Genomic DNA, 13084 nt, shown 5'->3' on the forward strand with positions numbered 1-13084 from the left:
GTGCCCTTTATGCCCTGCGGCTATGTTGGTTAGAAAGAAATATCGCCGAAAATCAAATCATTTATTATCACATACAGACAGGGCTTCGGATAGTGTTGATTTGCCGGAAAAGATTCAAATACCGCAACCCTTGCGTCGCCGGATATGCAGCCCTTAAAAATTTTGTTCTATTTTTAAGGTTGTGACACTGACTAATTCTGATAAAACAGGGACAAGATATATCCGGGCCGCTCTGAAATGGATTGATCATAACGCCCTCTTTATGAAAGCGTCGGCAAGCTGAACTATTTCAATAATCAATAGTTCACTGTATTCTATACAGTAACTGATCATCGTTCCCATACCCTGCTCCGGCAGCGCTGGATGGGACATCACAACGCCATTCCTGCGGTTTCCATGGGAACCGTACCCTAAACTAAAAGTTGGAATCTATTAAATAATGACTAGCCAATCTCCTAGGCCCTCCTGGAAAAGTTATCTTGAGTTATGCAAACCCAAAGTGGTCGCCTTGATCGTTTTTACAGCTATTGCGGGAATGTTATTAGCCGTGCCGGGAATGCCGCCTATCGGCCTGTTTATCTACAGTAGCCTGGGAATTGCATTGGCCGCCGCCTCGGCCGCCGCGATTAACCATTATATCGACCGTGAAGCCGATGCGCTGATGGATCGCAACAAAAACCGCCCATTGCCCAAAGGCGAATTAAGCTCTACCAATGTCATCACTTTTGCGTTGGCGCTGGGTGTTATCTCGATGGCATTACTGCTCGTCATGGTCAACGCCTTGACCGCATTACTGACTTTCTTGTCGGCGCTGGGCTACGCGATTATCTATACGGTTTACCTCAAACGAGCAACACCGCAAAATATCGTTATTGCCGGCGCTTTCGGAGCCACGCCGCCGATGCTGGGCTGGTGCGCGATGACCGGCGAGTTGCATCCTTACTCACTGTTGTTGTTTTTAATTATTTTCGCCTGGACACCGCCGCATTTCTGGCCTCTGTCTATCGCCAAACGTAAAGAATTCGCCAAAGTCGGCATACCGATGTTGCCGGTCACGCACGGCGTAGAATATACCCGGCTGCATATTCTGCTGTATTCCCTGCTGCTGTTCATTGTTACCTTGCTGCCCTACCTGACCGGCATGAGCGGCCTGATTTATCTGTCTGCGGTGGTGCCGTTAGGTCTTGGCTTTATTTATTTCGCCATTTTGATGATGCGCAGAAAAGACGACAAAACCGCGATGCGAACTTTCTTTTATTCGCTGATGTATCTGACCGTCCTGTTTATCGCCTTGTTAATCGACCATTATTTTAAATTTACCTTATGACATTCACTCATCACGAACAAACGCCGTACCCCGAACACCCATTTGCAGAATTCATCCGTATCCTGGGCAAAGGCAAAAAAGGCTCAAGGCCGCTAACGCAGGAAGAAGCCTATCGGGCCATGAGCATGATCATGGCCGACCAGGTTCAACCCATTCAGCTGGGCGCATTCCTCGTGTTGATGCGCGTCAAGGAAGAAACCCCGGAGGAATTGGCCGGTTTCGCACAGGCGGCGCGGGAATCATTTAATGTTGCAGACAATGCCGTAAAAGTCGATCTGGACTGGTCATCTTATGCAGGGAAACGTCGGCATTTGCCCTGGTTTTTGCTGTCGGCTTTGCTGTTGGCTGAAAACGGCATTACCGTTTTTATGCACGGTGCCAGCGGTCATACCGCAGGCAGGCTGTACACTGAAAACATGCTGGGTTATTTGGGGCTTAAATGCGCAAGCTCTATTAGCGACGCCAAACTGCAACTTGAACAACAGCATTTCAGTTATTTATCGCTGGAGCATTTTTGCCCCAAGCTGCATGAAATTATAGAACTGCGCCCGGTACTGGGCTTGCGCTCACCGGTTCACACCCTGGTGCGTTTGTTGAATCCATTTAATGCGCAATACAGCATTCAGGGCATATTCCATCCCGGTTACCGTCCTGTGCATCAGCAAGCCGCTGCCCTTTTAAACCAGCCGCACATGTCGGTATTAAAAGGCGAAGGCGGCGAGACCGAACGCAATCCCGATATGGAATGCCTGGTGCAAAGCGTACATGACGGCGAATTATCCGACGAAAACTGGCCCGCTTTATTTACCCACCGCCACGTCAAACCCGAGCTGCTTGAGCCGGAGCAACTGGCGCTGATTTGGCAGGGAAAAGTGGAAGACGAGTTTGCGCAAGCCTCCATCATCGGCACGGCTGCAGTTGCGCTTAAGTTGTTGGGTAAGGCTGATACGCAGGAGCAGGCCCAGCAGTTGGCGAGTGATTACTGGCTGGGTCGAGATAAGCAAAAATATGCAGGGGTTATCTAATACCTGAAACCAAGCTCTTAGCAGAACCCACCAACAATTCTTAAGCAAAAAGCATCTGCTTGCAGTATGTTGTCAAATATGACAATATTGCCCAAATAAGGCAAACATATGGCTAAAAAGACACGGTCTATTTCATGGATAAAAGCGGCGCGGAAAGACTTTGAGGATTTTCCTGCACCGGTGCAGATGGATGCCATCCGCGCACTGACCGTCGTAGCGGAAGGCCGGATGGCCGACCATGTAAAACCGTTAAAGGGCTTCGACACAGGTGTTATGGAAATTGTCCTGCGTCACCGTGGCGACGCTTTTCGCGTTGTTTATGCTGTCCAAATCGGTGAAGAATTATGGGTTGTCCATGCCTTTCAGAAGAAATCAACGCAAGGCATTAAAACACCGAAACATGAAATAGACCTTGTGCATGACCGTTTAAAACGATTAAAGGAAATGTTGCTATGAATGACGAACCTTTTGAAATTATCCGTGGTAGCGGCAACGTATTTGCCGACTTCGGCCACCCCAATGCGGAAGTTGAACAACTGAAAGCATTATTGGCCGCAGAAATTATCGGTGTGCTTGATGACCGTGCTTACACAGTGCGTAAAGCCGAAGAGCTGACCGGCATTGCTGCCGCTGATTTTTCACGCATCCGTAAAACAAAGCTCGACCGCTTCACCATTGACCGGCTTATGACAATCCTTAAACGTCTCGATCAGGATGTTGACGTGCATGTTAAGTAGTTACGCAAAAGTTATTTGGAATTTTTTACCGACGTCACTCAGGATTTCCAACACCCACTTTTTCAAGTGTCCGTAACTTTGATAGGCATCAAGCGGCAACCATTCGTACTTAACTTTACGCCAGAGTATTTCGATCAGGTTCAGCTCCGGGCTGTAAGGCGGAAGAAAATGTAAGCACACACCACGTTGTTGCCAGCCCGCCAGCTTTTCTTTGAATACGCCGCTACGATGAATGGAAGCATTATCCAACACCACACAGCACGGCACTTTAGTTTCTTCGTACTTGCCTGCATACGTTTCGACAAACGCATCAAAGGCATTGACAACCGTATCCGTTGTCACCGATTGTTCGGAGCTGTGGAAAAACAGATCATTGCTGCGACTCAAAAAACCTAACACATTCATGCGCTTGCTACGATAGCAGGGTATTTGTCGGGTCTCGCCAATCCGTTGCCATCCATAGGGTACACAGGGTGTCGTGCTAAATCCGGATTCGTCAAAGTAGTAAAGCTTCAATTCCCCATCATCCTCTTGCTGTTTCAAGGCCTTCAGATATGCCTTATCACGTTGGAAATCTGCTTCATTACGCTTTCCCTTCACTGATTGCCGACAACGTTTCCAGGCATAGGCACTTTTTTTAAAATTCGTTTAAAGGTGTCAAGGCTGGCTTCCTTGCCCGTCTCCTCCAGCAATCGTGCTGCGGCGGCCTTGGGCTGGTGTGGGTTTTTGTCAATATAGCCCAGAAAAACGGCTTGTTCCTCAACCGTGAAGCGCACAGGCCTACCGCTTCGTGGACAATCGTAAAGCCCTATTAATCCCTCTGTTTCCCATTTGTCTAACCATGAGCTGACAGTCTCATGCTGGGACTCAAACAATTCGCTCAGCCGTGCAATTACATACCTTCTATTATTCAATAAGATAGCATGTGCCCGTTGTCTAACCCGGAATAATGGGTGGTTACGATAGGCTTCGGTTAACGTTACTTCCTCTTCCGGGGTCAGTTTGGCGATGAATTTCAGGTGGACTCCTAATTTTTGTCTGTTATTGCAATCGTTTCCAGTTTGACACAATAAATTTACTTCCTAATAACTTTCGCATTACTACTTACTGTTCGTCCTCACCGTGAAAGCGCGGATGTCCAGCAACTTTTGTAATATAAGTATTGCAAACCAATCGAGTACGACCTCATTGATTTTACACGACTAATAATCATTTGTTATGTTTCTCTGCGATACGACATGATGCTTAAACACTACCTAGGAGGCTGTCGGATTAATAGAGCGAGCCTCCCCACTTAATCACGATTAAAATTTAAAAAAGTGGTTTATTGGGATTTTTAATGCCCATAGTTCTGTTTTATGGGCAGCTCAATGCTCTTTTTCCTCTCTCACCCTCTTAATACATGCATTCTTTTTAAATTCCAGCCTATACAGACTAAATTCCATTCACTTTGGACGGATTCCAGGCCTCGAAGCTGGAATTGCCTGAATCCCTGGACGTGTTTAATGATGCCAAACACGGTTTCGACAGTAGATTTTCGCTTGCCGTAGAGTGCTTTGCCCGCTTTGGTTGTTAAGCGATGGGTCATGGCCTCAACCGGCGGTAAGGTGCTTTCGCCTATTTCCGGCTGATGCTGAAACCGGGCGTCAAGGGCTTGGTTATGGCTTTGCCGCTTTTGGGCGATGTACGGTTTTATCTTTGCATCAGCACACGCCTTTACATTGGCTTGGCTGAAGTAGCCGGTGTCGGCCAACAGGTTGTCAACACTCCCCAAGCATTCCGGGAGCTGTTCCAGTTTGGCTAAGGCCGGTTCGATTTCTTGTTTGTCGTTGGTGTGTTGGGTGATGTGATGAGCAACGATCAGGTGGGTGGCAATATCAACACTGGCTTGGGCGTTATAGGCTTGTTCAAAACCATTAGGGGTCGGCATGATGCGGGACTCTTCATCGGTCAGGCTGACTTGATCTTTACCTTGAGGCGCATCGGTAGGCGCTTGGGGGGCTTTGCCGCCCATTTTCTTGCCGGTTTCACTCAGGTGTTGTTCACGCTTAGCCTGCTTTTCGTCATACTCGGCCTTTTCTTGCGCGTAACGCGCCTTGGCACGGGCCTGGATTTCCTGTTTGGCTTTGGCAATCACTGCTAAACGGTCTTGGCGGCGTTTGAGTTCCTTGGGTACATCCATGTCTTCTGGAAGCGGGGAATTGTCGGCGGCTTCAGCCAGTTTCATCAAGGTTTCAACTTCCTGTTTGAACTGGGCTTCCAGTTGATTGGCGTAATCCCAGCTCAAGGCTTTATGCTTGCTGGCATTGGCTTTAATCTTGGTGCCGTCCAGGCTCACCGTACCCAGCTTAAGCAGCCCCAAGGTTTGTGCAAGTACCAATATCTCGACAAATAGGCTTTCGATCTCTTTGCCAAAGCGCTTGCGAAAGCTGTTGATGGTGTCGTGATCTGGGTTTTCGTTGGCGCAGATGTATTTAAAGGCCATCGAGTCATGAGTGGCTTTCTCCAGTTTGCGACTGAAAAATACGCCGGTCGCGTAACCGTAGAACAGCAACGCCAACAGCATCGCCGGATGATAGGGGCGCTTTCCTTTGCCCGCATAGACGGCTGATAGCGTCCGTAAATCCAGTTGATCGACAATCTCGACAACAAAACGGGCCATATGATCTTCAGGCAAATAATCCTGAACACACGGGGGCAGAATGTAGGGGGTATCGCGATCAATCAGGATGAATTGGGTAGCCATTTTTGTTTTTTGATTTGGTGTTTCGATAGGGTTATTTTAACACTTTTTGCACTGCTAAATCCGACAGTCTCCTAGAAAAAATATCTGAATTGGAATTTTCAGAGAGAAATCGAGAAATACCACGGCTTGTCACACAAAGAAAGAGCGATATGAACGCTAGAGGTTTGCTGAATTCAACAATCACTTTAGAGAGAATGGCAGATTTCTTCTCAGCAGAGTTTTTAGCTAGGTGTGATTTTCTAAAAGATTTTATCGTGTCTTATTCAAGTCTATTAGATCAAGAAAGTGACTCGGATGTTGTGACAGAAGCAAAAAGCTTGTTTCAGAATACCTCCTTTGCCGAAAGAAATAAAATGGAAGTGCTTTATAATTCTTCAACCAAATCCATAGCGGAATCATTACTAAGTGAAAGTATGAAGAATGAGATTAAGGACCGATTTTTATCTACAACGGACGACAGAATAAAAAAGAATAATCTATACATTGGGTTGGCGTTTCAGGAAATAGCTACAACAAAAGTGAATAGAACCAACGCAATAATTATGTTGCGTCCGAACTTTCATGGTATTGGCATTGATCTTGTTGAGTTATGGGATCGCTATATTAAACATAACAAGTAGCTCAGACGGATATTAGCTCTTTAACCTGCCGCCACTTTATTGTTTTTTGTATGAAGAAAAAGACACCCAAACATGAGTAAAATAACCGCAAAAGCATCTCCTATCGAACTGACCGATGAGGAGAAAAGCATAATTGATGCGCGGCTGGAAAAATATCACCAGAATCCTGAATCAGGCTCCCGTGGGGAGACGTCTACAAAAGAATCGTAAACCTGTAGGAGTGTCTCACGGCCCTTTTTGGCATCGTAACTACAAAGCAACATCCTTAAAGGAGAAAAACATGCAAACCGCTAAACAAGCCGCAAAACAGATTATTGATCATGTTTCTGACCAGGCAACGTGGGATGACATCATGTATGAGCTGTATGTCAAACAGAAAATTGAGAAAGGACTGAGTGCTATTGACGAAGGCCGCGTAATATCCAATGAGGATGCTAAAAAACGGCTCTTGGGCAATGAAGTTTAACTGGACGGAACCGGCACTAGAGGATTTAGAAGCGATTCAAGCTTATATCGCCAAAGACTCCAGCTTTTATGCCCGCCAGTTTATTGAGCGTATTTTTGATGCAGCAACAAAACTGGAACCTTTTTCCGAGATAGGCCGACGAGTGCCGAAAGCCGAAGAAAGAACTGATATTCGGGAATTAATTTTTCAAGGCCACCGCATTATTTATCTGACTCAGCCAGAGCACATCACTATTATCGCCGTCATTCATGGCAGCCGGGATTTAGCCGGAATGGAAGGTAAGCCTTGGTAGTTCCGTAGGCGGGAATAAGCTGGTCCGAGCGACAGCGAGGAATAGCGTTTCCGGCAATACGCCTCCTCGCCAAGCCGGAAACGCCACCTCGCGCTATGCTTGGGTGGTCTTATTCCGGCCTACGGGAGTAGGGCAAACAAAAAATGCCGACATTTAAACCCATGCTTTCAATACTGCTAACCTACTTACTGCTCCTGCTGCTCGTTTTTCTATTCCAACGAAAAATGATCTATTTCCCCGATACCTATTCGATTGAAGACCAGCAGCAACGGGCCGATCAAGCAAACCTGAAACTCTGGCCGTCAACCGTTGATTATCGGGGACTGATCGCCAAAACACCCCAATCGACCAACAAGGGCACGGTTATAGTTTTTCACGGCAATGCAGGTTCGGCAACCGACCGGACTTATTACTTAGACGCATTGGAAAAACTGAGTTACCGGGTGATCCTGGCCGAATATCCCGGCTATGCAGCCAGAAAGGGTGCGCCATCGGAGCAGGCGTTGATTTCAGACGGCATCCAGACCGCAAAACAGGCCTTGAACGATTTTGGCGGCCCTGTTTTCCTATGGGGCGAATCGCTCGGCGGCGGCGTGGCCTCTGGCATCGTGCAGAGCGGGCAGGTTCCGGTTAAAGGCATCGTCCTGGTCACGCCGTTTAGCAGCATGGCCGATGTTGCCCAACACCATTACTGGTTTTTGCTGGCAAAATGGCTGATCAAAGACAAATTCGACAACATTAAAAACTTAAAAGATTACGCGGGAAACACGGCAATTTTGCTGGCAGAACAAGATGAAATCATCCCCAATAAACTCAGCCTAAAGCTGTTCGATTCATTGCACCACGCTAAGAAACTCTGGTCATTTAAGGGAGCAAACCACAACACCCTGCCACTAGCGGATGAGCTTCCCTACTGGCAGGAGGTTATGCAGTTTGTTAGCGGACAAAACGGGGTATCCCCTTAATCTCCGCTTTTTTCATAAGCACATCTTGCAGGTCAAGCAATTTAGCTACATCGGCGGTGCGTTCACTCCCTATCAGTTTTGAGCAGGGTTTACTGATCGGCAGAAAAATGGCCTGTCAAATGATCGAAATCTGCCACACAGTCAATATCAAGCTCCGCCTCCGGCAAGGAAATTTTCAACAAGCTGCCTTCGAATTTCATCAAAACAGGCTTGGCGCCCCGATCGCCTTTGAGCGTCAACAAGTGCTCAAAAAATTCGGACGGAAACAATGCAGGGACACCGACGGAATGATGGTATTGGCTGGCGACGATACGGTTCGGCGTAGTTTGCCAGCCATTCAACAGGTTTTGCATATGTGCTGCGTTGATTAGCGGTTGATCGCACAGCAGGATCAGCGCTGCACTAGCCGATTCCGGCAATGCTTGAACGCCGGCACGAATGGAAGAAGCCATGCCTTCCTGCCAGTCCGGGTTAACAACCGAGCTAACGCCGCCAAGATCAATAGTTGTCTGTATCGATTCGGCATGAGCTCCCAATACGACGATGACCCGTTCGTTCAAAATTTCGCGCGCATTTGCAACCGTATGCTCCAGCAACGGGCGGTTGCGCCATTCGAGCAATTGCTTGGGGTTGCCCATGCGGCTGGATGCACCGGCGGCTAAAATAATGGCGTAAACGTTATCGATGGCTGCATTCATGTATATCGGATGTGGATTTGGTACTCAATTGTCGCCCGCTGCGTCCGCCCAACTCGGCATGAATCCCGGCCATAATCGACAACGCAATTTCTTCCGGCGTTTCCGCGCCGATATCCAAGCCGACCGGCCCGAACACCCGTTCGGCGGTTTGTGACGCTGCACTACCCAGGTTTTGCAATAGCCTGTCTTTACGATGCGCTGGCCCCAATAGCCCGATAAACGGGATAGGACTGTTCACAATTGCCTTGAGGTAGCGCCCGTCATATTCGATATTATGCGTCATCAATACCAGCGCGCTGAACTGATTTAATTCCAGGTTATCGCTGATGTCCTCCGGCATGATATGCAGCAGCTGGTCGGCCTGCGGGAAACGCTCTTTTTTGATGTGAGCGGGTCGGTGATCTACGATGGTGACGCGCCAGCCCAGCGCCTTGGCGCATTGTACGAGCGGCATCGCATCGGTACCCGCGCCCAAAACCAGCAAGTGCAACGGCGACTGTAGCGGATCGTAAAACGCCATGACTTCCTGGTCGCCGATCGCATGCGTTTCGAGGCGCGGCTTTTGTTGCAATACGGTTTGTAGCGCCGCTGTCGTAAAAGGATAAGGCGCGGCGGATAACAACTCGTCAGCGGATGCAGGCAGAAACAGGCTGTGGCCGGGCGAAAAGTCGGCATGCCCGGATTCATAGACGGTGACCAGAACCCCGGACACATTAGCTTCGGCCGCATCGGCGATGATATTCAATGGACTGAAATGATCTTCGGCTTTCAATAATTGCAGCAAAACCCTGACCGCGCCGTTGCAGCCCAGGCCTAATCCCCAAATGACGTCGTCCGGGGAGCGCATATCGTAAAAAGCCGTCTTGGCTGTTCCGGTCTCGAACACCGACCTGGCCTGTTCGACCAAATCCCGCTCGAAACAGCCGCCGCCCAGCAGACCGATTAATTCGCCTTGTTGGGTTATCAACATGCGCGCGCCCGCTTTTTGATAAGTCGAACCGAAGGTTTCGATAATGGTAGCCAGCACGCTATTTTCGGTTTGCTGATTCAGTCGCCGGTAGGCATTGATCAGATGATTGATTTTATTTGCCATATATTATTCGGTAAGTGATTTGCCCTAAAAGCCGCAGTTAGTCCACGAAAAGCACGAAAGACACGAAAACATTTTTTTCGTGTCTTTCGTGCTTTTCGTGGATCAAATGATTTTTCTAGGTTTATGGGTAGCACTGAGAATGGGAGTGCAAGCTTCGCTTGTGCTTGCAGGCGAAGCCTGCACTCCAGAAATATCAGCTCCAGCTCAGATCGGTCCTCAGCAACGGCAATTGACGCACACGTTTGCCGGTGGCGGCGAAGATCGCATTGCACACGGCAGGCGCCAACGGCGGCAAGGCCGGTTCACCCAGGCCGGTCACCGGATTATCGGTCTTCAGGAAATGCACATCCACCCGCGTCGGGGCATCGGCTATACGAAGCATCGGATAATCGCCGAAATTGCTCTGTACGATACGCCCCTTCTCGATATTCAATTCCTGAAAGGTCAGCGCACCGAAGCCGTCGACCACCGAGCCCTGAACCTGATTTTCCGCGCCGCTGAGATTAACGATTTGCGCGCCGATGTCGGTCGAAACCACGACGCGGTCGACCTTGAGCTTGCCGTCCCTGGACACGGTGACCTCAGCGACCTGCGCAATGTAACCGCGATGACTGAAATGAAATGCGATCCCCTGGCCTTGACCGCGCGGCAAGGTTTTCTTGCCCCACTCGGCTTTTTCCGCCACATGCTGCAACACATGCTTCATGCGATTGACATCATAAGGTATGCCTTGCTCGCCGGTGCCGGGGATAAAGCCTTTATCGCCGAGGATTTCCAGACGGAATTCCAACGGATCGCGGCCTGCGGCATGGGCCAATTCGTCGATAAAACTGTGAAACACCCAAGCCAACACGTTGCTGCGCGGCGCACGCCAAGGCCCCATTGGAATATTGCATTCCAGCGGCGTTTGCTCCAGCAGGCAGTTTTCAACCCAACGACCGGGAAACTCGTCGCCGGACAGGTTGGCACCGCTACCGAGTTCCAGTTTCGGCTTACCGTCTTTAACGACCTTGTTGGCAAAGGTCACAAAATGGTTGTGCCAGGCGACCAGCTTGCCTTTATCATCAAGTCCGCCGCGCAGGAAGTGGAAACCGCCTGCCCGATACTGATCATGGCGCAGGTCGTCTTCGCGCGTCCAGGTCAGCTTGACCGGCACTGTCAGATGTTGGGAGATGGCCGCCGCTTCGATAATATAATCCGGAATCAAGCGCCGACCGAACCCGCCGCCGCTACGGGTAATGTGCAAGGTAATTTTATCTTTGGGGATGCCGAGTGTTGCGGTCACAACTTTCTGACCGGCTTCGGGATTTTGCGTGGGCGCCCAGATTTCAATCGCCCCATCCTTATACCAGGCCGTGCAATTCTGCGGTTCTATACTGGCGTGCGAGATAAAGGGATAACTGTAAGCCGCTTCCACGGTTTTCTCCGCTGCCGCAAGCGCAGCCTTAGCATCGCCGTCATTGCGCAGAATATCCATTCCCGGCTGCGTCGATAATTCATTGGCTTTGGCGGCAAAACCGGCCCAGCTTTGATCTGCGCCCTGCCCTTCATCCCAAACGACTTCCAGTTGTTTGCGCGCGCTGAATGCCGCCCAAGTCGAGTCGGCTACGATAGCGATGCCCGGCAATAAACCCTTAAGATCGGAACCGCCCTGGATAATAAAGGCATTACGCACGCCGGGTAGCGACTTGATCTTGTCCAGATTGGCGCTAACGACCTTACCCCCGAAAACCGGGGATTTCTCATAAACGGCGTACAGCATTCCGGGCAGTTGCACGTCGATGCCGAACAAGGGTTTGCCGGTCACAATGCCGGGGTTATCGACGCCACCAATGCGCGTACCCAGCAGCTTATAATTTTTAGAGTCCTTCAACTGAACCGATTCGGGAGCGGGAACCGGTAAGGTGGCGGCTTTTGCAACCAGTTGACCATAGTCGAGTTTACGCCCGCTGAGCGAATGGTGAACGGCGCTGTCATGGGCGATAAGTTCGGATACCGGAACCTTCCAAGTCTCTGCGGCCGCCTGGATGAGCATGGTGCGTGCGGTTGCGCCGAGCCGGTGAAACTCCTCGTAATTGGTCGGCGTTGAACGCGAACCTCCGGCGCTTTGACTGCCGTAAATCGGATCGAGATCGCCCTGAACGATCACAACGTCCTTCCAGTTAACCTCCAATTCTTCGGCGATGATCATCGGTAGCGAGGTTTTGATGCCTTGGCCGATTTCGGGCTGTTTGCTGATCAGCGTCACCGTGCCGTTCGGTGCAATGTGAATAAAGGCATTGGGTTTAAACTCTCCGGTTTCCGGAACAGTGGACGGTTTAGCGACCCGTTTCGCCGCACTGTCGGCCACATTGAGATAAAAACCGAGCATCAGTCCGCCACCGCCCAGCGCAGACTTGCGCAAAAAATCGCGGCGTCCTGAGTTTTCCAAATGGTCTGCGTTCATACTGACTCCTTAGCAACGATTTCTGCCGCACGATGAATGCCCGCGCGAATACGAAGATAGGTGCCGCAGCGGCACAGGTTACCGGCCAGGGCGGTGTCGATATCCGCATCCGTGGGACGCGGATTTTTTTTCAGCAGCGCGGCGGCGGTCATGATTTGACCGGCCTGACAATAACCGCATTGCGGTACATCGAGTTCCTGCCAGACTTTTTGTAAAGGATGCTCGCCATTTGGATTCAGCCCTTCTATGGTGGTTATCTGACTTTTACCCACACTGGAGATCGGCGTCAGACAGGCCCTTGTAGGTTGTCCGTCAATATGCACCGTGCATGCACCGCACTGGCCGATGCCACAGCCGAATTTAGTCCCGACCAGGTTTAAATGATCGCGCAGCACCCACAACAAAGGGGTCTCAGCGGCAACATCTACGGTTTTCTGCACACCGTTTATGTTGAGTTTGTATTTGCTCATAAGTGGATTCTCGTGTGTTATAAATTATTTTTGTCAGACTACGCCCCGGTGACGTTGTAGAGGTCGACGATGAAGTGAGCCGCAGTTTGCCTTATTGCCTCGACGCGATAATCAGGCCCAGACCTGATGCTTTCATCGACTCATCCCGTCCTTATGCCGAAGACGATGAACGGAGCCATCTATTAGATAAAGCAAAATT

The 13084-nt window shown here is 49.8% G+C and carries 16 protein-coding genes; 9 read left to right on the plus strand and 7 right to left on the minus strand.

Annotated features, from left to right (window positions below):
* Window positions 1-436: 436 nt before the first annotated feature.
* The 4 genes from cyoE to METTU_RS18200 all read left to right on the plus strand — a co-directional run bounded on the left by cyoE (window position 437) and on the right by METTU_RS18200 (window position 3089).
* Window positions 437-1327 (plus strand): heme o synthase, encoded by an 891-nt coding sequence (cyoE, locus tag METTU_RS18185; protein ID WP_040581001.1) that lies wholly within the window; start codon window positions 437-439, stop codon window positions 1325-1327.
* Window positions 1324-2352, plus strand: coding sequence for a glycosyl transferase family protein (locus METTU_RS18190; RefSeq protein WP_006893388.1), 1029 nt, complete (start codon window positions 1324-1326; stop codon window positions 2350-2352). The genes cyoE and METTU_RS18190 overlap by 4 nt, the downstream gene beginning before the upstream one ends.
* Before the next feature lie 108 nt (window positions 2353-2460).
* Complete coding sequence (locus METTU_RS18195) at window positions 2461-2808, plus strand: type II toxin-antitoxin system RelE/ParE family toxin (RefSeq protein WP_006893389.1); 348 nt, start codon at window positions 2461-2463, stop codon at window positions 2806-2808.
* Window positions 2805-3089, plus strand: a complete 285-nt coding sequence (locus METTU_RS18200; RefSeq protein ID WP_006893390.1) for a helix-turn-helix domain-containing protein — start codon at window positions 2805-2807, stop codon at window positions 3087-3089. Before METTU_RS18195 ends, METTU_RS18200 begins: the two co-directional genes overlap by 4 nt.
* On the opposite strand, the gene METTU_RS24665 is transcribed toward METTU_RS18200, so the two are convergent.
* The 3 genes from METTU_RS24665 to METTU_RS18215 all read right to left on the minus strand — a co-directional run bounded on the left by METTU_RS24665 (window position 3090) and on the right by METTU_RS18215 (window position 5835).
* Window positions 3090-3689 (minus strand): IS630 family transposase, encoded by a 600-nt coding sequence (locus tag METTU_RS24665; RefSeq protein WP_006893919.1) that lies wholly within the window; start codon window positions 3687-3689, stop codon window positions 3090-3092. It abuts the gene before it with no gap.
* A complete protein-coding gene (locus METTU_RS24670; RefSeq protein WP_006893918.1) occupies window positions 3686-4159 on the minus strand; it encodes a helix-turn-helix domain-containing protein in 474 nt (157 codons plus the stop codon). Before METTU_RS24670 ends, METTU_RS24665 begins: the two co-directional genes overlap by 4 nt.
* Window positions 4160-4476: 317 nt before the next feature.
* Window positions 4477-5835 (minus strand): IS1182 family transposase, encoded by a 1359-nt coding sequence (locus METTU_RS18215; protein WP_006893391.1) that lies wholly within the window; start codon window positions 5833-5835, stop codon window positions 4477-4479.
* Window positions 5836-5984: 149 nt separating this feature from the next.
* On the opposite strand from METTU_RS18215, the gene METTU_RS18220 reads away from it, so the two are divergent.
* The 5 genes from METTU_RS18220 to METTU_RS18235 all read left to right on the plus strand — a co-directional run bounded on the left by METTU_RS18220 (window position 5985) and on the right by METTU_RS18235 (window position 8178).
* Entirely contained in the window at window positions 5985-6455 is a 471-nt protein-coding gene (locus METTU_RS18220) for a hypothetical protein (protein ID WP_006893392.1), read from the plus strand.
* Between the two features lie 72 nt (window positions 6456-6527).
* A complete protein-coding gene (locus tag METTU_RS23790; RefSeq protein WP_006893393.1) occupies window positions 6528-6665 on the plus strand; it encodes a hypothetical protein in 138 nt (45 codons plus the stop codon).
* A gap of 70 nt (window positions 6666-6735) precedes the next feature.
* Entirely contained in the window at window positions 6736-6921 is a 186-nt protein-coding gene (locus METTU_RS18225; RefSeq protein ID WP_006893394.1) for a hypothetical protein, read from the plus strand.
* Window positions 6911-7213, plus strand: coding sequence for a type II toxin-antitoxin system RelE/ParE family toxin (locus METTU_RS18230; protein WP_006893395.1), 303 nt, complete (start codon window positions 6911-6913; stop codon window positions 7211-7213). The genes METTU_RS18225 and METTU_RS18230 overlap by 11 nt, the downstream gene beginning before the upstream one ends.
* A 161-nt stretch (window positions 7214-7374) precedes the next feature.
* Complete coding sequence (locus METTU_RS18235; RefSeq protein ID WP_006893396.1) at window positions 7375-8178, plus strand: alpha/beta hydrolase; 804 nt, start codon at window positions 7375-7377, stop codon at window positions 8176-8178.
* 89 nt (window positions 8179-8267) lie between these two features.
* On the opposite strand, the gene METTU_RS18240 is transcribed toward METTU_RS18235, so the two are convergent.
* The 4 genes from METTU_RS18240 to METTU_RS18255 all read right to left on the minus strand — a co-directional run bounded on the left by METTU_RS18240 (window position 8268) and on the right by METTU_RS18255 (window position 12885).
* Window positions 8268-8876, minus strand: a complete 609-nt coding sequence (locus METTU_RS18240; protein ID WP_006893397.1) for a nucleotidyltransferase family protein — start codon at window positions 8874-8876, stop codon at window positions 8268-8270.
* Window positions 8857-9969 carry an XdhC family protein gene (locus METTU_RS18245; RefSeq protein WP_006893398.1) on the minus strand — a complete coding sequence of 371 codons (1113 nt, stop codon included), beginning with the start codon at window positions 9967-9969 and terminating at the stop codon, window positions 8857-8859. Before METTU_RS18245 ends, METTU_RS18240 begins: the two co-directional genes overlap by 20 nt.
* A gap of 193 nt (window positions 9970-10162) precedes the next feature.
* On the minus strand, window positions 10163-12415 hold the full coding sequence (locus METTU_RS18250; protein ID WP_006893400.1) for a xanthine dehydrogenase family protein molybdopterin-binding subunit: 2253 nt from the start codon (window positions 12413-12415) through the stop codon (window positions 10163-10165).
* The gene (locus tag METTU_RS18255; RefSeq protein ID WP_006893402.1) at window positions 12412-12885 is read right to left on the minus strand and encodes a (2Fe-2S)-binding protein; all 474 of its coding nucleotides are present in this window, start codon (window positions 12883-12885) and stop codon (window positions 12412-12414) included. Before METTU_RS18255 ends, METTU_RS18250 begins: the two co-directional genes overlap by 4 nt.
* Window positions 12886-13084: the final 199 nt, after the last annotated feature.

The organism is Methylobacter tundripaludum SV96, from assembly GCF_000190755.2.
GTDB classification, from domain to species: Bacteria; Pseudomonadota; Gammaproteobacteria; order Methylococcales; family Methylomonadaceae; genus Methylobacter_A; species Methylobacter_A tundripaludum.